The 22,297-nt window shown below is 43.8% G+C and carries 16 protein-coding genes; 13 read left to right on the forward strand and 3 right to left on the reverse strand.

The window, feature by feature from the left end; all coding sequences use genetic code 11:
- Positions 1 to 23: 23 nt before the first annotated feature.
- Entirely contained in the window at positions 24 to 1,403 is a 1,380-nt protein-coding gene (locus ACIPK1_RS12165) for an MFS transporter (RefSeq protein WP_400451029.1), read from the reverse strand.
- A gap of 302 nt (positions 1,404 to 1,705) precedes the next feature.
- Between ACIPK1_RS12165 and ACIPK1_RS12170 the strand changes: the two genes are divergently transcribed.
- Positions 1,706 to 2,692 (forward strand): Rgg/GadR/MutR family transcriptional regulator, encoded by a 987-nt coding sequence (locus ACIPK1_RS12170; protein WP_034872077.1) that lies wholly within the window; start codon positions 1,706 to 1,708, stop codon positions 2,690 to 2,692.
- A gap of 208 nt (positions 2,693 to 2,900) precedes the next feature.
- Here the strand turns inward: ACIPK1_RS12170 and ACIPK1_RS12175 are convergent, their stop codons facing one another.
- Positions 2,901 to 5,549, reverse strand: coding sequence for a YfhO family protein (locus tag ACIPK1_RS12175; protein ID WP_042890158.1), 2,649 nt, complete (start codon positions 5,547 to 5,549; stop codon positions 2,901 to 2,903).
- A 162-nt stretch (positions 5,550 to 5,711) separates the two neighbouring features.
- Positions 5,712 to 5,900, reverse strand: coding sequence for a 50S ribosomal protein L28 (rpmB, locus tag ACIPK1_RS12180; protein ID WP_005232504.1), 189 nt, complete (start codon positions 5,898 to 5,900; stop codon positions 5,712 to 5,714).
- Between the two features lie 266 nt (positions 5,901 to 6,166).
- Here rpmB and ACIPK1_RS12185 point away from each other — a divergent pair, with 266 nt between their 5' ends.
- The 12 genes from ACIPK1_RS12185 (at position 6,167) to smc (ending at position 22,285) form a co-directional block, all read left to right on the forward strand.
- Positions 6,167 to 6,529 carry an Asp23/Gls24 family envelope stress response protein gene (locus ACIPK1_RS12185; RefSeq protein WP_005227125.1) on the forward strand — a complete coding sequence of 121 codons (363 nt, stop codon included), beginning with the start codon at positions 6,167 to 6,169 and terminating at the stop codon, positions 6,527 to 6,529.
- A 46-nt stretch (positions 6,530 to 6,575) separates the two neighbouring features.
- Positions 6,576 to 8,258: a DAK2 domain-containing protein gene (locus ACIPK1_RS12190; protein ID WP_005232500.1), complete on the forward strand. Its 1,683-nt coding sequence runs from the start codon at positions 6,576 to 6,578 to the stop codon at positions 8,256 to 8,258.
- A 77-nt stretch (positions 8,259 to 8,335) separates the two neighbouring features.
- Positions 8,336 to 10,402, forward strand: a complete 2,067-nt coding sequence (gene recG / locus ACIPK1_RS12195) for an ATP-dependent DNA helicase RecG (protein ID WP_301389125.1) — start codon at positions 8,336 to 8,338, stop codon at positions 10,400 to 10,402.
- Between the two features lie 45 nt (positions 10,403 to 10,447).
- A complete protein-coding gene (plsX, locus tag ACIPK1_RS12200) occupies positions 10,448 to 11,467 on the forward strand; it encodes a phosphate acyltransferase PlsX (RefSeq protein WP_005232496.1) in 1,020 nt (339 codons plus the stop codon).
- 110 nt (positions 11,468 to 11,577) lie between these two features.
- Positions 11,578 to 11,820 carry an acyl carrier protein gene (gene acpP / locus ACIPK1_RS12205; RefSeq protein WP_005227129.1) on the forward strand — a complete coding sequence of 81 codons (243 nt, stop codon included), beginning with the start codon at positions 11,578 to 11,580 and terminating at the stop codon, positions 11,818 to 11,820.
- 322 nt (positions 11,821 to 12,142) lie between these two features.
- Positions 12,143 to 13,150: an ABC transporter ATP-binding protein gene (locus ACIPK1_RS12210; RefSeq protein WP_005232494.1), complete on the forward strand. Its 1,008-nt coding sequence runs from the start codon at positions 12,143 to 12,145 to the stop codon at positions 13,148 to 13,150.
- Complete coding sequence (locus ACIPK1_RS12215) at positions 13,151 to 14,095, forward strand: ABC transporter ATP-binding protein (RefSeq protein ID WP_005232492.1); 945 nt, start codon at positions 13,151 to 13,153, stop codon at positions 14,093 to 14,095. It abuts the gene before it with no gap.
- Entirely contained in the window at positions 14,095 to 15,051 is a 957-nt protein-coding gene (gene opp4B, locus ACIPK1_RS12220) for an oligopeptide ABC transporter permease (RefSeq protein ID WP_005227132.1), read from the forward strand. Before ACIPK1_RS12215 ends, opp4B begins: the two co-directional genes overlap by 1 nt.
- Before the next feature lie 63 nt (positions 15,052 to 15,114).
- Positions 15,115 to 15,984: an ABC transporter permease gene (locus tag ACIPK1_RS12225; protein WP_153883525.1), complete on the forward strand. Its 870-nt coding sequence runs from the start codon at positions 15,115 to 15,117 to the stop codon at positions 15,982 to 15,984.
- 16 nt (positions 15,985 to 16,000) lie between these two features.
- Positions 16,001 to 17,785 (forward strand): oligopeptide ABC transporter substrate-binding protein, encoded by a 1,785-nt coding sequence (locus ACIPK1_RS12230; protein WP_008376345.1) that lies wholly within the window; start codon positions 16,001 to 16,003, stop codon positions 17,783 to 17,785.
- Between the two features lie 213 nt (positions 17,786 to 17,998).
- The gene (gene rnc, locus ACIPK1_RS12235) at positions 17,999 to 18,691 is read left to right on the forward strand and encodes a ribonuclease III (protein ID WP_005227136.1); all 693 of its coding nucleotides are present in this window, start codon (positions 17,999 to 18,001) and stop codon (positions 18,689 to 18,691) included.
- A 15-nt stretch (positions 18,692 to 18,706) separates the two neighbouring features.
- Complete coding sequence (gene smc / locus ACIPK1_RS12240; protein ID WP_061053637.1) at positions 18,707 to 22,285, forward strand: chromosome segregation protein SMC; 3,579 nt, start codon at positions 18,707 to 18,709, stop codon at positions 22,283 to 22,285.
- Positions 22,286 to 22,297: the final 12 nt, after the last annotated feature.

Below are 22,297 nucleotides of genomic sequence, written 5' to 3' on the forward strand. Positions count from 1 at the left end.
CATACTAGAGAACGATATGTTTTTTAATACCTAAAATGAAAATGGGACTGAAGAATCAATTCTGATTCATCAGTCCCATAAATTATAGAGCCTTTTTTCTCAGGCAAAACAGGGGCTGTTTCTTGCCAATCTTCAGTCCTTTCCGCAGCGTTTTTAGGCGCAGCAGTGGTGGGTGTTTTTTCTAAGGTACTGGCAGCGACTAAGGCAGCGATCGCTACTAAAAATGCAAAAAGCAAGTAAAGCAGCCAGCTCCAAGCAACGTGATAGCGATTGCCGATGCCTAAAAAGACCATTTGACCGACGGGTCCCCCTAGCATCACAATGGTGGAAAAGATCCCGCTGCTGATGGCGAGATGTTCTTCATCGATCTCACGAATCAGATGTGCCGAAAAGCGGGGATTGATTTTTCCAATCAGATAGCCTTCAGCAAAGAGCAGCACAATCATGAGCCAACGGTTATGCAGGAAGAGAAAATTCAAGGTCAACAGACATAAAACGAAAGAGGTATACGCAATCAAGCGAACCAAACCGGTATTCTTGAACCAGTCGGCAGCAAACAAGGCGCCAGCGACCATACCGATCGAAGTAGCGATGCCTGCCATCGCAACGGTGTTGCCATAAGTGGCAAACCAAAGCGCAAGGTCATCCAACAGCTGGAGATTTAGTAGACCGCTCGTACTAGCAGCTAAGGTATTGATCAGTAAGGCAAAGAGGATCATCTTTTTAAGAAAAGCCGTACCAGTCAATAATTTAAAAGTATCCGAGAAATTCTGAAAGAGTGGTGTTGCTGCTTGATTGATTTTCCCTGGCACCGCATAGAAGAGCGAGCGGTTCAGGAAGATCACGATCGCGGCTAAGAAAAACGTCACGGCATTGATCAAACCAAAAGCCGCAAAGTTATTATTCAGTAAAATGATCCCCCAAGCACCGATGCCTTGAAAGACGATTTGAACGGTGGTTTGACACGCCATTTGAAAGCCCATGGCACTGTCTAAGGAATCAGCAGGCACAAGACGGCGAACATAGGGCAGCTGTAACCCAGAACAATAAGCGCCCAAACAATCAGATACAATGTTGATGCCTAGCAAAAGGAAGAAAGACCATAAACTAGGCGGCAGTTGGATCAAAAAAGCGAGTGCCACAAAAAGGACTCCTTGTAATAGTCGACTGCTGATCATCCATTGCACTTTGTTTTTGGTACGATCGGCTAGATAGCCGGTCAGGATCCTTAAGAGATCAGGGACTAACAGTGCCATGGAGGCTAAGGAAACAGCAAGGGCATTAAAGGGTAATGTACTGGCATAAACTACAAAGACGATATTAAATAAACTCATGCCGATGCCGCTGAGTAAGGCGGCGTTGACTAAGGCACGATAGCCGTTGTTTTGTTGATATTCTTTCATCGAAATCATCCTTTCACGTTCTACGTTGTAAAATCAGTATAGGATGCTTTATACTAAGAAGAGAAAATAATCCACTATAGTGGAATTTAAATGTACCAGGAGCGTACCAGAGGTTACTGTCACGAGTGGTTAACAGCTAAAAGAGTGGCATGTAAATAAGGTGCCGCAGATTTTGTTCCTCAACATTTTATAGGTTTGAATCTAAATTTGAATCTAGAACAGGAAAATTTAATTGCGGAGCTTCATTCGTGAAGTGGGATTGGTTTGGTGTTTGTAGACCAATCGTTGTGAGGAGGATGGTTATGGAAGAAGGAAAACTGTACCGACAATTGCGCAAAGAGCGCGGCTATACGATCGCTCAAGTGGCGGATGAACAAAACAGTCGCTCGTTTATCAGTAAATTTGAGCAAGGTGCTTCAAGTATCAGTATTCATCGATTGGAACGCTTATTAGAAAATATCCATGTCACAGTGGAGGAGTTTTATTATTTGCGTGCGCAACAAAAGGGCGTAAAAGGTCACGACAACCTGATGAGCTTTCCCAGCTATATGACGAGCGAATTTATGGATTTACTGGATCGAATTTTAGGGATCAACAAAGAAGCTTATTTGAGTAACGCCCACGCCCAGAGAAGCAAAGAAGGGCTGGAGGAAATGCGTAGCGAACTGATCGCCGCTTCCAAACAGCATTCTTTTGTTTTTCTGTACCTTGAGATCACAAAGGAGATACATGAAATCAATCTCTCAGGTCCTAAACCCGATCACTCTTCTGGCGACTATATGGAAAAGCTACGCACCAAAACCCGCCCCGTCATTTCCTACCTTACGAAAGTAGACAACTGGGGCGTTTATGAGATTTTGCTGTTTCGTTATTTTCAATTCTTGTTTCCTGTCGAAACCTCCTATCACTTACTGCAGATCGCTATCTCTCGCACAAAAAAAGAACAAGGTTTGTCCTTGATGCGAGAAATTCAAATGGATTTGATTTTTAGTTGTTTTACGACGTTTGTCAATTTTCGCCGCCTGGAGTGGGCAAAAGAGGTGTTGACCATTGCAGAGGAATTATTGGCAGATCGCGGAGACATGCTAAACAGTACGCATCTTCTTTGCTATCAAGGATGGTACTGGTATATTTATGGCGATCAAGAAAAAGGACTGTTGAAAATCGATCAAGGGCTTTCGATCTTTCGCGTCTTAAAACAAACCAAAATGGTTAAATTATGGGAGCGATCGTTGCACTCCATCAAGAAAAATGCGGAAGAACCCAACAGTTATCTTATGTTTCGCTAAACGCTCTAAGGGCTAACGGGCTAGGCATTGCTCCCCGAATCGAAGGGGATCTAGCGGGTAATGGATGCTAAGACCACTAGAGCGAACAACTGCGGAACCTGAGCACAAAAAAGAACCAAACTCACCGATCATTGAGCGACACCCATAAGTCAGCTTTTGCTCTAACTTAAGGAGATCGCCTCAAAAAGACGAGTTGGTTCTTTTTCGATTAGGTTTCTGGTGGTTGATCCATGAGTTGGCGTTGGTTGTCCAAGACTTGCTTTTTGGCTACTTGTTTCTGGTAAAACCAAGCAAACAAGATAAACAATGCGATGCAGCCAAAGAACAAGCAAACACCGATAACAAAGCCTTGCGGTAAGAAGGACAGTTCCAAGTGATGGGTGCCACTTGGGATCGTCACACTGATAAAGCCATCTTGAAAGGCCGTGATTGGGACTTCTTTGCCGTCAAGCGTAGCAGTCCAGCCCTTGTCATAAGGGATGGTTGTTACAAGCTGCTGCTCTTTTTCAGTCGTGATGTCGGCTTTGGCACTGCGTTTGCCGACAGTCATAGCGACCCCTCGTTCTTGGATCGCATCAATTGCTTGTTGGTAGGCGTTGGTATCCAAGGTCACGACTTGCGGGTTTTGGAAGGAGATTTCAGGCGTTCCGTAGAAGCTGACGGTGAATTGAACCGTCGTATCGGTCTCATAATGTCCTAAGTCGTAGTATTGACCGTTGATACTGATTTGCGTTTCTCGCTGCTGACCGTTGACTGTCACGGTGGCAGATGAGCTTTCCAATTCCCCAAAGTTGGCAGGGAAGAGACTCAAGTATGCTTGCGAGTTCGCTGGAACCTCCACTTGCCAAGTCACTTCTTTTGCGACATTGCTTTCTTGTTCGGTAAATTTCATATACATGCCGTCATTGGTGATATCTGTATTTTTACTATGGATCACCGTGATCGGCTGAAAGGCAAAATACTCTAAATTTAAATCGGCCAAGCCATTGAAAAGATTTTTCTGGCTCGTCAAGTTGTCGTTTTGCGGCTGTTCAATCGATTCGATGGTCGGTTCAGCCAAGAAACCTAGAGGTAACGCATTTTGATTTTCATAGAGCTTGTATTCACCAGATTCTCCGACTCGTTGAAAGCCGTATTTGGTGAGATTTGGCTTGGAGATATTGTATTTGATTCCTGTAAAAGCATCCATCAGCAAGGTATTATTCGGATAGCGGATATTTAAATTGGTGCCGCGAGACCGAAAGCCCAGCTTATCCAGGTAGCTTGAGGAATTGCGGTTACGAATTGAAGAAAACATGCTGACCCCGCTGTAGCCATAATTGATACTGTCGTTGGAAGAAACAGGATCAAGGTTTTCTAATCGGAAAAAGGTATCATTGTCTTCGTTGGCTTGAGTGACTAGTTTTTTGATGTCCGGATAAGGTTCTGTATACAAACTACGAGAAGCATAGTTCCAATCATTCAAAATTCCGCGAACCATGCCGCTCGTATTGACGGCCATTTCTCCGCAGACGAAGATCAGCATCAAGATCGTCACTCGTTTTTGTGTTAAAAGACCTAATTGCCCGAACCCAATACATAACAAGTAAAGAACAAAGAATACGATCGTTAGCGCAAAGGAAGTAGCGGAAACATATTCATAGGTTCCGGCTCCTTTCAATGCGTAGGAGAGGGCAAATACCACGATCGTAGAAAGACCAATAATGAGAAACAATCCGCGATCTTTTTGCTGAAGTTGCTCCCATCCGTATCCCGCCAGCATGATCACTAAGAAGGAGAACAAATAGGCATAGCGGAAAAGGAACATATTTGGGGCATGCATCCCATGCCAAAAAAGATTCATCGGCACGATATAAAAACTGGCGATCAAAACAGCAAACATGCCAGCGTATAAGAATTTATCTTTCAAGCGGATTTTCTTCGAAACAAAATATAAAATACACAACAGCAACGGCAATAAGCCGATATAGATGAAGGGAATGGAGCCGTATTTTGTCGTATCGTAAACACCGATCATGTTTTTCATCACGAGATCAAAGACATCGGTGGCTTCGGTTTTAAAGGAAGAAATCGTCGTCAATTCTTCCCCGTTCGACCGCAAATCTAATAAGGCAGGTAAGATGATCACCATTGAGGCGCCGCCAGCTAACAAAGAGGTGATGCCGTAAGGAATGATCGCCCCGCGAGCTTGCTTCCAGTTGCGACCCAATTGAACCAAGAAATACATCACGGAAAAGAGACCGATCATAAAGCCCATGTAAAAACTGGATAAAAATAACAGCAGATAACTGATAAATAACACGACTGTTTTTTTCTTTTTCACTAACCGGTCAATACCTAAAATCACTAGCGGTAGATAGATCATGGCATCAAGCCACATGATCAGTTCCGAATGGGCGGTGATGAAGGACATCAAGGCATAACAGACTGCTAAGGTCACATGCTGCCAACGTTGGATCTTAAAGGTTTGGCTGGCATAGAACCAAAACGCCAAGCCCGCACTGCCGATTTTGATCAAGGTTAAAAAGTACAGCGCATCTGGCATTAGCTGATTTGGGAAAAATAAGACGAGGGGAGTGAAGATTCCCCCTAAATAATAGGAGATCAATGCCAGATAATTTAAGCCTAAAGAGGCGTTCCATGTATAAAAGATACTTTGCTTGCCTAAGAGCATATTGCGAAAGCTGGCATGAAAGTTTGAGAATTGCGAAAAGGCATCACTGGCTAAGACACTGCGGCTGCTGCCGGGGTAGATACCGATGGTCAAATAGATCACTGCCATGATAAGAAACGGCAAGAAGAAACTAGCAAGCATATAAGGCCAATGTTGTTTGGCAAATGTTTTTATTTTCGTCACAAGAAGTCACCTGTTCTTTATCAATTTTTTCTTAGTTTACCACAGGTGAATCGATTAAAAAAACAAAGACCTATTTTCTTTAATGAAAACCTAAGTGAAAGCGCACCAAAGAAAAAAGGGTACAAAAAAAGCCGTTCAAAACGAACGGCCGAAAAGGTCTAATTATACGCGCTCAACTTTTCCAGATTTCAAAGCACGAGTTGACACCCAAACTTTTTTAGGTTTTCCGTCAATCATAACGCGAACTTTTTGCAAGTTAGGTTTCACAGTACGTTTTGTCGCATTCATTGCGTGAGAACGATTGTTTCCACTTGCAGTTTTACGTCCAGTAAAGTAACAAACTTTAGCCATGTGGTTATTTCCTCCTTTGCCTTGATGTTGGAGCGCTATTTCAGCTCATACCATCTGAATTTATCACAGAAAGGTGAAAAAAGCAAGAGTAATTTTCAAGAAACATTGACTTTTCCCAGTAAACATTGTAAATTAAACAAGGTCGAAATGCAAGACGTTTGGTCAGAAAGCCCCTTTTCATATGTCTCATCCTTTTATTTGCGGTACAGCTATGATAAAATATGTAAGAAGAAAGATGGGTCATGCCCATTGAAGGAGGCTATAAAATGGCTGTAAAAATTCAAACCTCATCAGGTATTATTGAAATCAGCAATGAAGTCATTGCAACAGTGGTCGGAGGCGCAGCAACAGATGTGTTCGGCATTGTTGGTATGGCTAGCAAGAAACAAATCAAAGATAACATCAATGAAATTTTACGAAAAGAAAATTATTCTCGCGGTGTCGTTGTCCGCCAAGAAGAAAACGGCATTGCAGTGGATGTATACACGATTGTTAGCTATGGAACAAAAATTTCCGAAGTTTCCCGCAACGTGCAGGAAAAAGTGAAATACAACTTAGAAACGATGCTAGGTGTATCTGCGAACTCGGTAAATGTATTTGTTCAAGGCGTACGTGTACTGCCAGATTAGGCAAGGGATCCGTTCATGGCGGATGATTTTAAGGAGGACTATCTAAGTGAAGGTAACGAATATCAGCGCAAGTCAGTTTCAAGAAATGGTGCAGGCAGGCGCGGCTCGTCTACAAGTTAATGCAGAGTTTGTCAACTCATTGAATGTGTTTCCTGTTCCAGATGGAGACACCGGGACAAACATGAATCTATCCATGACCAGTGGAGCAAAAGCTGTCGCAGATGCGACTTCAGAAAACGTCGGCGATCTTGCCGCTACACTTTCAAAAGGACTATTGATGGGCGCACGTGGGAATTCCGGCGTCATTTTGTCTCAATTATTCCGCGGTTTTTCTAAAGCTATCCCGACCGCAGAAACACTCACTGCACCAGAATTGGCTCAAGCCTTTACTCATGGAGTAGAAACCGCCTATAAAGCAGTCATGAAACCTGTGGAAGGAACCATCTTGACTGTGGCACGCATCTCAGCTGAATATGGCGAGAAAAAAGCACAAACTACCGATGATTGTATCGAAGTGATGAAAGCCGTGGTTCACGGCGCAAAACGTTCATTGGCGAAAACCCCTGATCTATTGCCCGTCTTAAAAGAAGTCGGCGTGGTAGATAGCGGCGGTCAAGGATTGTTGTTTATCTATGAAGGCTTCTTAAATGCATTGACTGGGGAATACCCAGCCGATGAAATCTTCGAACCTTCCCCAGCGGCTATGGACGAAATGGTCAATGCCGAACATCATCGCAGCGTTCAAGGGCACTTAGCGACAGAAGACATCACCTTTGGTTATTGTACAGAAATCATGGTGAAGATCGGTGAAGGTCCGACTGTAGATAGTGAATTTGATTATGAAACATTCCGTAATTACTTAAACGAGTTAGGGGATTCCTTATTAGTGGTCAATGACGATGAGATCATCAAAGTCCATGTCCATACGGAACATCCCGGCGAAGTTATGAATTATGGTCAAAAATTCGGTTCGTTGGTGAAAATCAAAGTCGATAACATGCGTCTTCAGCATGAAACGATCTTGGAACACGATCAGCAAGAAGCAAAAACTGCACCAGTAAAACGTCCGCGGACACCATTTGCGATCATCGCGATCGCGGCTGGCGAAGGCTTGAAAGAATTGTTTACTAGCCTAGGCGCTTCTTATGTCATCAGTGGTGGCCAAACGATGAACCCAAGTACAGAAGACATTTTGGTGGCAATCAATGAAGTCAATGCTGATCAAGTGATCGTATTACCGAACAACAAAAATATCTTTATGGCTGCGCAGCAAGCAGCGGAAGTTTCCGAGATTCCAGTAGCGGTTGTTGAAACACGGACGATCTCTCAAGGGATGACGGCGATGCTAGCCTTCCACGAGCAATCCACACTAGCTGAAAACCAGCAAGCGATGACTGATGTCTTAGCAAGTGTTGTCAGTGGCTCAGTGACCCATGCGATCCGTAATACATCAATTGATGGCATCGAAATCACAGAAGGCGACTTCTTAGGAATGGTGGACGGCAAAATCGTTGTTTCTGTTCCCGATCGTTTCTCTGCTTCGATGACTACCTTAGAAAAAATGATCACAGAAGATACTGAGATCGTCACCATCATTATCGGTGAAGAAGGCAAAGCCAAAGAAGCAGCGAAAATCGAAGAAGCGATCGTTGAACTGCATCCTGAGATCGAAGTAGAGATCCATCAAGGAGATCAGCCGGTTTATCCATATCTTTTCTCAGCAGAATAAACAAATTAGGCGGCGGGGGCAAAAATCGTAGATGATTTTTGGCTCCGTCTTTTTCTATGAATGCAGGAACCCCTGCAATGAATCAAAATCACTTTTGGAAAAGGAGGGTACCTATGCTAAATCAGCCACTTACGGTATTAAAGGGTGTCGGGGAAAAACGCGCCCAAGACTTGGCAAGTTTAGGGATCGAAACCATCGAAGACCTGCTGAAGTATTATCCGTTTCGTTATGAAGACATTCAAGAACGGCAATTAGCGGAGATTCAAGACCAAGAAAAAGTAACGATCAAGGGGATCGTCGTTTCCCCGCCAGTCGTCAATCGCTTTGGCTATAAAAAAAGTCGGTTGCAATTTCGCATGATGCAAGACCACGATGTCTTTAATGTCTCCTTTTTCAATCAGCCTTATTTGAAGGACAAAGTAGAGGTCTCAGAAGAGATCGCCGTCTATGGCAAATGGGACGCCAAACGCAAAGGACTGACGGGGATGAAGATTCTTGGTAGTAAAAGTGGCGAAGACTTTGCACCGATCTATCATGTCAATAAAGCCGTGCGTCAAAGTGTTTTGATCGAACTGATCAAACAGGCATTTCTTGATTTTGGTGATCAGATCACGGAGATCTTGCCTTTGTCATTGATCGAAAAATATCGGTTGTTGGATCGAAAATCCGCGATGTTTGCAATGCATTTTCCCAAAGATCCCCAAGAGAGCCATCAAGCGAAGCGTCGGGTGATTTTTGAAGAGTTCTTTTTGTTCCAAATGCAGATCCAAGGACTGAAGAAAAGCGAAAAAGCCGAGAAAAACGGCTTGGCGATCGATTATGATGTGCAACGCTTGAAAGAATTTACTCGTAAACTGCCCTTTGAATTGACGAATGCGCAAAAGCGCGTGACCAATGAAATCTGCCATGACCTGAAAAGTCCGCAGCACATGCAGCGGCTCTTGCAAGGAGATGTAGGGAGCGGGAAAACAGTCGTTGCGGCGATCGCCCTCTATGCTACGATGACGGCTGGCTTTCAGGGCGCACTGATGGTGCCGACTGAAATTTTGGCCCAACAGCACCTAGAAAGCTTGAATCAACTCTTTGACCCCTTAGAAGTGACCACCGCTCTTTTGACAGGCTCGACCAAACCAAAAGAACGGCGGGTCATCTTAGAACAATTAGCAGCCGGGGAGATCGATATCATCGTTGGGACCCATGCGCTGATTCAAGAAGGGGTAGACTTTGCACATCTTGGCTTAGTCATCACCGATGAACAACACCGTTTTGGGGTCAATCAGCGAAAAGTATTAAGGGAAAAAGGCTATCTGCCTGATGTGCTCTTTATGACCGCCACACCAATCCCACGTACACTAGCGATCACCGCCTATGGCGAAATGGATGTTTCGGTGATCGATGAAATGCCGGCAGGACGGATTCCTGTAGAGACTCGCTGGGTCCGGCCACCGCAGTTTGAATCGATCTTAGAGTGGGCGCAAAAAGAATTGGCACAGGGGCATCAGATGTATGTCATCTGTCCTTTGATCGAAGAATCCGAAATGCTGGATGTCAAGAATGCCACGGAGATTTATGAGCAGCTGCAAAGTTATTTTTCCCCAACCTATCAAGTAGGGATGTTGCACGGGAAAATGAAGAATCAAGAAAAAGACACTATTATGGAAGCATTCAAAGAAAATCAACTGCAGATCTTGGTTTCCACGACGGTCATCGAAGTAGGGGTCAATGTTCCCAATGCGACAGTGATGCTGATCATCGATGCTGATCGTTTCGGATTAGCCCAGCTCCACCAATTACGTGGACGGGTAGGACGCGGCGCCGATGCTTCTTACTGTATTTTGATCGCGAACCCGAAAAATGAGACGGGGGTCGAACGAATGAAAATCATGACAGAAACCACCAACGGCTTTGTAGTCAGCGAAAAAGACCTACAGTTGCGGGGGCCAGGAGAAGTCTTCGGCAATCGACAATCGGGCTTGCCAGAGTTTGCGGCTGCCGATTTGGTCGCGGATGCCCATATTCTAGAAGTGGCACAAGTCGAAGCTACCCAGCTTTGGCAAAAAAACAGCTGGCAGCTGTTGCCAGAATTTTCGGCATTGGCGAACTATTTGGCAGCAAAAAAAGCAGACAAACAATTTTTTGATTAAAGAATATGCTATACTGATTGGGAAAATGAAGGGAGTGGCAGCGAGATGCGGATTGCTGTTGATGCAATGGGCGGAGACAACGCCCCAAAAGCGATCGTAGAAGGAGTCATGCTGGCGAAAAAAGACTTTCCAGAGATTGAATTCCTCCTTTACGGAAAAGAAAATGAAATCAAAAAATACATGACGGATGATAAAAATGTCACTATCATCCACACAGATGAAAAAATCAATAGTGATGACGAACCCGTCAAAGCAATCAGACGGAAAAAAACTGCTTCAATGGTCTTAGCGGCACAAGCAGTGAAAAATGGCGAAGCAGATGCGATTTTTTCAGCTGGAAATACCGGTGCCTTGTTAGCGGCTGGTTTGTTTATTGTCGGTCGGATCAAAGGAATCGATCGTCCAGGATTGATGTCCACAATGCCAGTGATCGGCAAAGATGCTGGCTTTGATATGCTGGATCTAGGTGCCAATGCCGACAATAAACCAGAACATTTGGCAAACTATGCCGTCTTAGGATCCTTTTACGCCCAAAAAGTTCGTGGGATCAATCGACCACGGGTCGGCTTGTTAAATAACGGAACGGAAGAAACCAAAGGTAGTGAATTAACGAAAAAAGCCTTTGAACTGCTGTCAGCGGATCCTACGATCCACTTTATCGGCAATGTCGAAGCCCGGGAATTACTGGATGGTGCAGCTGACGTCGTCGTGACAGATGGCTTTACTGGGAACGCTGTTTTGAAATCGATCGAAGGAACCGCCTTGAACTTGATGGCGTTGTTGAAACAATCGATTCTTGATTCAGGTACCAAAGGAAAATTAGGCGCATTGTTACTGAAAGATGCATTGCGGAAAGTGAAAAATGAAATGGATTATGCGAAACATGGCGGGGCCGTATTGTTTGGTTTGAAAGCACCAGTCATCAAAACCCATGGTGCGACAGGACCAGAAGCGGTAGCGTACACCATCAAGCAGATCCATACGATGCTAGCAACAGATGTCGTGGCACAATTGGTCGCCCACTTTGAAGAAATGCCGGCTGCAAAAGACGAAACGCAATCATAATGCAATCATTGTAATGAAATTGCAAAAAAATCTAGACAAAAAGCATAGAAAGCAGTACAATGTTTGTTAGCCATTCTATGTTTTGTGCAAACGCGTGGAGGTGAAGCCAGTTGACACGAGATGAAGTATTCAAGAAAGTTGCGGTCGTAATCGCCAATCATTTTGAAATTGACGCAGAGAACGTAACGGATACGATGAGCATTAAAGACGACTTGAACGCTGATTCGATCAGTGTGATGGAATTCGTCCTTGAACTAGAAGATGAATTTGGTACCGAGATTTCTGATGAAGATGCCGAGCAGATCGAAACAGTCGGTGGAGCGGTTGATTATATTTCAAGCCATCTTGCTTAAGACAGACATAAGAGCTAAGTCCTAGATGACTTAGCTCTTTCTTTCTCATAATTGATCCGCTGTGATTTGGGCGGTTTTTCTTTAGAATCGAAATCAAAAAAACGATCGTTAAACCTGACATGACGGCGTTGGAAGCATAATGTAAATTTTCTGAAAATTCAGTGTATTAAGTTTTCTGGGACTTGCATTATTGTTAGCATTTCTATATAATTATTAAGAATATATTATACAATGTTAAGAAAGCTTTTGGAAATGAAATGCATGTTCCTTCTTTTTTACATTAAAACGCAAGACATCTTAGAAAGTAGAGAGGGGTATTCGATTGTCCAGAGATAATCAATTACTAGATGTTCAAAACCTTCACACAGGTTTTCGTATCAAAGACGATTACTATGACGCAGTAGATGGTATTTCTTTTACACTGGATCGTAATGAGATCTTAGCAATCGTAGGAGAATCTGGTTGCGGAAAAAGTACGTTGGCTACAACGATCATGGGGCTACATGACCCAAACAACACGAAAATCACTGGGGAAATCTTATATAAAGATTTAAACTTGTCAAACTTAAATGAAACGTTATACAACAAAATTCGCGGAAATGATATTGGGATGATTTTCCAAGATCCGTTGTCTGCACTGAATCCGTTGATGCGGATCGAAGACCAAATCAAAGAAGGTTTGTCTTATCATACAGATATGAATGCCGAACAGCGCCAAGCACGAGCATTAGAATTATTAGAACAAGTTGGGATTCCAAATCCGCCACGTGTAGGACGTCAATACCCTCATGAATTGTCTGGTGGGATGCGTCAGCGGGTCATCATCGCGATCGCGATTGCTTGTAAACCGCCAATCATCATTGCGGATGAGCCAACGACAGCGTTGGACGTGACGATCCAAGCACAGATCCTTGATCTACTAAAAGATTTGCAAGAAGAAACGCAAACGGGGATCATTTTGATCACCCACGATTTAGGTGTCGTAGCGGAGATGGCCGACCGAGTAGCCGTAATGTATGGGGGACAGTTTGTGGAAGTCGCATCAGCCGAAGAGTTGTTTGCCAATCCGAAACATCCATACACCCGCTCATTGCTTAACTCGATCCCTCAAGAAAATTCTCAAGACAGTGAACTGCATGTGATCGAAGGGGTGGTTCCTTCCTTGAAAAATATGCCTCGGACTGGTTGTCGGTTTGCTGCACGGATTCCTTGGATCCCTGAAAGCGACCACGAAGCAAACCCAGTCTTGCATGAAGTAGCACCTGATCATTTGGTCCGTTGCACATGCTACAAGCATTTTCATTTTAGAGACGAAGAAGGAGAAGTGTAGATGACAGAATTAATTACAATCAAAGATCTGAAAGTCCACTATCCTATTCGCAGCGGATTCTTCAACCGCGTCACGGATCACGTGTACGCCGTTGATGGTGTGGACTTCGTCATTGAAAAAGGAAAAACCTACGGATTGGTTGGTGAGTCTGGTTCTGGTAAATCCACAACTGGGAAAGCTATCGTTGGGTTAGAAAAAATCACTAGCGGCGAAATCATTTATGATGGGCAAGACGTGACTAAACGTTCTGTCCGCAAGAAAATGAACTACAACAAAGATGTCCAAATGATTTTCCAAGATTCAATGTCTAGCTTGAATCCTAAAAAACGTGTGGTGGACATTATCGCAGAACCATTGCGCAACTTTGAACGCTTAAGCGATCAAGAAGAGAAAACACGTGTGAAAAGTTTGTTGGATATCGTTGGGATGCCAGAAGATGCCCTATACAAATATCCGCATGAATTCTCTGGCGGACAACGTCAACGGTTAGGGGTTGCCCGTGCGGTAGCTTCCAATCCAAAACTGATCGTCGCCGATGAGCCGGTTTCAGCTCTTGACTTATCCGTGCAAGCACAGGTACTGAACTTTATGAAACGGATCCAGCAAGAATTCGGCTTAAGTTTCTTATTTATCTCTCATGACTTAGGGGTCGTAAAACATATGTGCGACAATATCGCCATCATGTACAAAGGCCGCTTCGTTGAGATCGGGACTCGGGAAGATATCTACCAAGACCCGCGTCACATCTATACAAAACGTTTATTATCAGCGATTCCTCAAATCGACGTAAAAAATCGCGATGCTCACAAAGAAAACCGCCGCAAGGTCGAGTTGGAATATGTGACCCATCAAAAAGATTACTACGACGAATCTGGCAGAGTGTATGACTTGCGTAAAATCACCGAGTCGCACCAAGTCGCATTGAAAAACGGGGGTGCTGAATAATGTGGAAAACAATTCTACGTCGTTTGTTGTTGATGATCCCACAAGTCATTATTTTGAGTATCTTGATTTTCTTGATCGCACAAGCAATGCCTGGGGATCCATTTACTGGTTTGATCAATCCAAACCAAGATCCAGCTGTTATTGAGCGGATGCGTGAAGCCGCTGGTTTGAATGACCCATGGTATACCCAGTATTTCCGTTGGATCGGAAATGCCTTAAAAGGGGACTTTGGACAAAGCTTCATCTTTAAATTGCCTGTTTCAACATTATTAGCAGGACGTATCAGCAATACATTGTGGTTATCTTTATTGACGGTCATTTTGACTTACGTGATTGCCATTCCTTTAGGGATGTGGGCAGGACGTTACCAAAATTCATTGCTTGATAAAGTCGTCGTTGTTTACAACTTCTTCAGTTTCGCCGTACCGTTGTTTATCTTTGCGTTGATCGCATTGTTCATCTTCGGTTACCGATTGGCTTGGTTCCCAACGGGTGGTTCCGTTGCACCGGGGGTCAGCGGCATGGCTGAGTTTTGGAGTCGCTTGTATCACCTACTATTACCGGCAATCACTTCTGCATTATTAGGAACAGCAGTGACGATCCAATACTTGCGAAGTGAAGTCATTGATTCGAAATCATTGGATTTCGTTCGTACCGCTCGTTCAAAAGGGGTACCAACGAACAAAGTCTTCTCACGTCACGTTTTCCGGAATGCATCGTTGCCGATCGCATCACAAATGGGCTATGAGATCACGTCATTGATCGCAGGTTCTGTGGTCATTGAGAAAATCTTCGCCTACCCAGGTGTCGGAAAACTGTTTATCGATAGTATCGTCCAACGGGACTATGCCGTGATCACTTCACTGACATTGATCTTAGGACTAGCGACCTTGATCGGTACGCTGCTGTCAGATATCATCATGAGTATTGTCGATCCAAGAATCAGAATCCAGTAATAGGAGGGGATAAATGTGTCTGAAAAGAAAGAAAAAGTACTAAAACAAGAGAGCATCCCGCCTATGGGATTGAAAATGATTTTTCGCGAATTCTTAAAAGATAAAATGGCGATCTTTTCATTAGTTTTGTTAGTCGCAGTTTTATTATTCGTGTTTATCGGCTCGGCAGTTATCGATCAATCACAAGTGATGCGTGTCAGCATCCTTGATAAATACGCTGTACCTGGCGCGATTTCGCCAAACGGCGGCACCTACCTTTTAGGGGCGGATGAAGGTGGCCGTGATGTTTGGGGACAATTGATCATCGGTGCGCGTAACTCAATCTTGATTGGTTTTTCAATCACGATCATTACGTCGATCGTTGGGGTCGGACTAGGGATCATCTCAGGTTACTACGGCGGCATCATTGATAACATTTTGATGCGTATTGTTGACTTCGTTATGATTTTGCCGATCATGTTGATCATTATCGTTATCGTATCGATCGTACCTCGTTATAACGTTTGGACCTTTATATGGGTCATGAGTGCCTTTTACTGGGTCGGAAAAGCAAGGCTCTTCCGAAGTAAGACCCTTTCAGAAGGCCGTCGCGACTATGTTAGTGCATCGAAAACCCTCGGAACCAATGACTTTGTCATCATGTTCCGCGAAATCATGCCGAACCTTAGCTCATTGATCATCACCAACTTAACAATGAACTTTGCAGCGAATATCGGTATTGAAACGACACTAACATTCTTAGGTTTTGGTCTGCCGACCAATGTTCCAAGTTTGGGAACACTGATCGGATATGCCAGCAGCGGTGATGTGCTGGTCAACAGACAGTGGATCTGGTTACCCGCATCAATTCTAATTTTAGTCTTGATGTTGAGTATCAATTACGTTGGTCAAGCATTTAAGCGTTCAGCGGATGCGCGTCAACGACTAGGATAAACAAGGAGGATACAGGATGAAGAAAAATATTTTTGGTATGGTCACTCTTTTGTCAGTGTTAGCATTGGCAGCTTGTGGCAGCAACGGCGGCGGAACCGATTCTTCTGGTGGCGGCAATGCAGCAAACGATACGGAAGATGTAAGCAACTTCCCAATCGAAGTTAGCAATGATGCAGAGGCAATCGAAGGTGGTACTTTGGATGTTGCAGTAGTGATGGATACGCAATTCCAAGGGTTGTTCCAAACAGAATTTTATCAAGATAACTATGATGCACAATTTATGTTGCCAAGTAATGAAAGTTTATTCGTCAATGACGCTGATTTCAAAATTGTTGACGGCGGGGCTGCAAATCTTGAGCTAGATGAAGACAACAACACAGCAACAATTACTTTACGCGACAATCTGAAATGGTCTGATGGCGAAGATGTTACGGCAGATGATATCATCTTCACATACGAAGTAATTGGTAACAAAGATTATACTGGTATTCGTTATGATAGTAACTTTACTAACATTGTTGGTATGGAAGATTACCATGATGGCAAAGCTGATACTATTTCTGGTATCACCAAAGAAAGTGACAAAGTCGTTAAAATCGAATACAAAGAAGTTCACCCTGGTATGATGCAAGCAGGTGGTGGTATTTGGGCTTCTGCATTACCAAAACACGCCTTTGAAGGAATCGAAGTCAAAGATATGGAATCAAGCGATCAAGTTCGTAAAAATCCAATCGTCTTCGGACCATATGTAATGTCAAATATCGTAGCTGGTGAATCCGTAGAGTACGTTCCAAACGAATACTATTATGGAGATAAGCCAAAACTAGATAAATTATCATTTAAAGCAGTTCCAACTTCATCTATTGTTGAAGCGATGAACGCAAAACAATATGATATGGCTTTATCAATGCCGACAGATACGTATCCTACTTATAAAGATACTGATGGTTATCAAATCTTAGGCCGAACAGATACTGCTTACACCTATTTAGGTTTCAAATTAGGTAAATGGAATGCTGATGAAGGAAAAGTAGAATATAATCCTGATTCAAAAATGGCTGACAAATCATTGCGTCAAGCAATGGGGTATGCATTAGATAATGATGCTGTCGGAAGCCGTTTCTACAATGGCTTGCGCACAAATGCAACGACATTGATCCCACCAGTATTTGGCTCATTACACAATACAGATGTTGAAGGTTATACTTTAAACATCGACAAAGCAAATCAATTACTTGATGATGCTGGCTACAAAGATGTCGATGGCGACGGTATGCGTGAAGACAAAAATGGTGAGAAATTGACCATCAACTTTGCTTCAATGTCCGGTGGCGAAACAGCACAACCGTTAGCAGATTACTACATCCAACAATGGAATGAAATCGGACTTGATGTACAATACACAACAGGTCGCTTGATCGACTTCCAAGCATTCTATGACAAATTGGAAAATGATGATCCTGAGATTGATGTTTACCAAGGTGCATGGAATACTGGCTATGACCCATCACCAATGGGCTTGTATGGACCTAACTCTGCGTTCAACTACACTCGTTTTGAATCAGAAGAAAATACGAAATTGCTAGAAGCAATCGATTCAAAAGATTCGTTTGACGAAGCAAAACGTAAAGAAGCGTTTGATGCATGGCAAGAATATGCTGCTGATGAAGCATTTGTTATCCCAACACTTTACCGTAGTGCGGTGTTACCTGTATCAAATCGTGTCAAAGACTTCACATGGGCCTATGATGTGAATTACAATCCTTGGGCAACAATTTCAGTTACAGCTGAATCTCGTTAATCAATGATCGATGAAAAGACGTCCTTTCTGGGACGTCTTTTTTTCCTGTTTTTTTGCGGGTATCTGAGGAAAACAGGCTTTTTTATACAGGAGAAGATTAAGTAGATAAATTTTTATTACAGTCTTTCCAAGAATTTGGAGGAAACATTTCATAATTCGGCAAAAACCAGTATAATAGGGAAGTGTCGATAAACTAATGAAGGAATGTGACAAATGAATACACAATTAACGAAAGAACTAAAAGAAAAGTTTGATATTGTGTTCCATGATGTAGATCTGCTTGAACAAGCGTTTACGCATTCATCTTATGTGAATGAGCACCGCAACTTGCACTTGTCAGATAACGAACGTTTAGAGTTTTTGGGCGATGCTGTCTTAGAGTTGATCGTTTCACGGTATTTGTATCGTGAATTGCCAGATCTGCCCGAAGGTAAGCTGACGAAGCTACGGGCGGCAATCGTTCGCGAAGACAGTTTATCCATGTTTGCCAAAGATTGCCGATTCGATGAATACATTCGTCTAGGCAAAGGGGAAGAAAACTCTGGCGGTCGTAAACGACCTTCTTTGCTTTGTGATCTATTTGAAGCCTTTTTAGGTGCGTTATACTTGGATCAAGGACTGGAAAGTGTCAGCGGCTTTTTGACGAAAGTTGTTTTTCCAAAAGTAAAAGCAGGTGCTTTTTCCCATGAGATGGATCATAAGACCCGCTTGCAAGAAGTCTTGCAGCGTGGTGGCGATGTTTCCATCAATTATCGTTTGATCAAAGAAGCAGGCCCCGCCCATGAACGGATTTTTTGGACGGAAGTCTATTGCGATGATACCTTGATCGGAAAAGGACAAGGAAAATCGAAGAAATTATCAGAACAGGACGCCGCGGCGAATGCCTTGGCGGATCTTGAACAGTAAGAGAGGACTGGCGGAGTGTATTTAAAACGAATAGAGATTGCCGGCTTTAAATCCTTTGCCGACCGAACAGTCATTGATTTCGAACATCGTGTGACTGCAGTCGTCGGACCAAATGGCAGCGGCAAGAGCAATATTACCGAAGCGATTCGTTGGGTTTTAGGAGAACAATCTGCCAAAAATCTACGTGGTGGCAAAATGCCTGATGTTATTTTTGCAGGTTCTGACACCCGCAGAGCGCTAAATATAGCGGAAGTGACAATCGTTTTAGACAATAGCGATCATTACTTGCCGATGGATTACAGTGAGATCAGCGTGACTCGCCGCTTGAGAAGAACCGGCGAAAGCGACTTTTTCTTAAATAAACAAGCTTGCCGCTTAAAGGACATCCAAGAGTTATTTATGGACTCTGGGCTGGGGAAAGAATCATTTTCGATCATTTCCCAAGGCAAGGTAGAAGCAATTTTCAGCAGCAAACCAGAAGACCGTCGTGGGATTTTTGAAGAAGCGGCGGGGGTATTGAAGTACAAACAGCGGAAAAAGAAAGCCGAGCAAAAGTTGTTTGAAACGGAAGACAATTTAAGCCGTCTACAAGATATCATTTATGAACTAGAAGATCAGTTGGTGCCTTTGGCAGCCCAAAGTGACGCAGCCAATCGCTTTTTAGCGTTAAAAGAAAAATTGACGACGGTTGATGTGGCCTATGCGGTCTTAGAGATCACGAAAGCAAAAGAAGCGTGGGAGACAGCCAAAGCTCAACTGAGTACCTTTAACCAAGAACTGGCGCAGATTTCCGAAAAGATCAACCAAGGGGAACTGTCGCTACATTCTTTGCGGCAACAACGTACCGCCTTTGATGAAACGTTGGAGCGTTTGAATCAGCAGCTTTTAGAGGTCACCGAAGGACTGAAGCAAGCCGAAGGGCAAAAAGAAGTCTTAGATGAGCGATCAAAACATACGCAAAAAAGCTCCGCGGAATACCAAGAAACCCTAGAGGAAGTTACGGAACGGGTCACGCTTTTAAATGAAGAAAAAGCGGAACTGATCGGCTTGCTTTCACAAAAGAATCGGAGTGTGCAGGAAGTTGAAGCAGCGATGCTGGCGTGTCAGCAAGAGCAGGAAAAGTACCAACGTTCAGCAAAAGAAATCATTGAAGAATTGCGTAGCCAATATGTCGAAGCCATGCAAGAGCAGGCAACGATCGGAAACGAATTGAAATACTTGGAGCGTCAATACCAGCAAGAAGCCGCGAAAAATCAAACGGCGTTGAGCAAGCAGACGCAAATGAATACGTCGTTGAAAGAAAAGACGACGGAAGCACAAATCGTGGAAGAACAGCTAACGCAGGCTAAGGCGATTTTAGAAGAACAACGCAAGCAATATATCCATCTTCAAGAAAAAGCTCAAACCAACAAAAAACGCTTTGATGAAGAACAAAAGAAAATGTATCAGTTAATGAGTCAAGTGCAGCAAGTACGTGCGAAACAGCGCAGTCTGCAAGATATTCAAGAAAATTATAGCGGTTTTTATCAAGGCGTTCGCTTGATTTTGAAAAACAAACAACAGATCAGCGGCATCGTTGGCGCAGTAGCGGAGTTGATCGATGTGCCACAAGACTATACCGTGGCGATCGAGACCGCACTAGGCGCCGCTGCACAGCATGTCGTCGTTGAAAATGAACGAGATGCACGGGCAGCCATCACGTATTTGAAAGAAAATCGCGGCGGTCGTGCCACTTTCTTACCGTTGACGACCATCAAAGCCCGTCATTTGCCAGATTATGCCCGCAATCAAGCTAAGCAAGTGTCTGGCTTTATCGGTGTTGCCAGCGAATTGGTCCAGTCGCCTGAACACATCCAAACCATTACGGATAACTTGTTAGGCAGTATCTTGATTGCCGAAGACTTGCAAAGTGCCAATGCGTTAGCACGGGCATTGAACTATAGCTATCGGGTCGTTTCTTTAGAAGGGGATGTCATGAATGCTGGCGGTTCCATGACGGGTGGCGCAACGAAGAAAAATGCCGGTAGTTTGTTTAGCCAAAGCAATGAGCTGCAACAATTGACGGCACAAGCGGCACAACTGGATGAGCGGCTTTTAAAAACGGAAAAGCAAGTCCAGCATTTTGAAGCAGCGACCAAAGAAGCACAAGCAGCACTAGAAGAATTGCGGACGCAAGGGGAACAGGCTCGTATGACGGAGCATGAGCTGCAAAGCCGCTTACAAAATCTTGAGAATGACCTGAGCCGCTTGAAGCAAGAGCAGCAAGTGTTTGATTTTGAACATCGCGAAGTGCAAGCCTTCTTTGAAGAATATGATGAGAAGAAGACGAGTTTGGAAGAACAGCAAAAGAATATTGCGGCGCAATTGGCGAAAATCGATCAAGATATTCATCAAATGAATGCCGAAGAAGACTTGATCGAGGAAAAACGCCAAACCTTAGCACAAGAAAGTGCGCGCTTGCAGGCAGCTTTCGCCGTTCAAAAAGAACAAGTGGCGCATTTGCAGCAAAAAATTGCCGCTACGAATCAAGCATTGGAAGAAAACGAAGCGCGTCAGCACTCCTTAGAACGGCAGTTAGCTGCCTTGACAAGTAACGTCAGCGATCATGAGTTTTCAGAAGAAAACATTCTTCAGCGAATTGAAGCATTCACAAAAACCAAGCAGCAGGTAACAGCGGAATTGACGGTGATTCGTGAACAACGGCAAGTGGTTCAACAAGAAATCGGCGCATTAGACGAAGCCCTGAGTGCTGAAAACTTAACGCAAAAAGAAAAGCTGTCAGAAAAAACCGAAGTTGAGATCGAAAAAAATCGCGCAGAATTGGTGATGGACAATCGCTTGTTGTATTTACAAGAAGAATACAATCTTACCTTTGAAAAGGCCGCGCAAGATTTTTCTGAAATCGAGGATGCAGATCAAGCCAAAGTCGACATTCAGGAACTAAAACAAGCGATCGAACAAATTGGTCCAGTCAATTTAAATGCGATCGAACAATATGAGCAAGTCAATCAACGGCATTTGTTCTTGACGAGTCAGCGAGACGATCTGCTGTCGGCTAAAGCACAGCTGTTTGATACGATGTCTGAAATGGATGAAGAAGTCAAAACCCGTTTCGGCGAAGTCTTCGATGCGATTCGTCTGCAATTCAAACAAGTATTTCCTAATATGTTTGGCGGCGGTCATGCGGAATTAGTCTTAACAGATCCGAAAGATTTATTGAACACTGGGATTGAGATCGAAGCCCAACCACCGGGCAAGAAATTGCAAAACCTCAGCTTGCTATCAGGGGGCGAACGGGCACTGACTGCGATTGCGTTATTGTTTTCCATTATTCAAGTTCGTCCAGTACCGTTTTGTGTGCTTGACGAAGTGGAAGCAGCATTGGATGAAGCCAATGTCTCTCGTTTCGGTCATTACTTGAGTGCTTTCCAAAATGATACACAGTTTATCGTCGTAACTCACCGTAAAGGAACGATGGAGGCAGCAGATGTGTTGTATGGTGTGACCATGCAAGAATCTGGAGTGTCGAAGACCGTGTCCGTGCGCTTAGAAGAAGTGCGTGAAGGCGGTAGTTTTGCAGCAGATCAAGCATAGAGGAGGAATGGT

This window comes from Enterococcus sp. NPDC086594, from assembly GCF_044746145.1.
Taxonomy (GTDB): Bacteria; Bacillota; Bacilli; order Lactobacillales; family Enterococcaceae; genus Enterococcus_D; species Enterococcus_D entomosocium.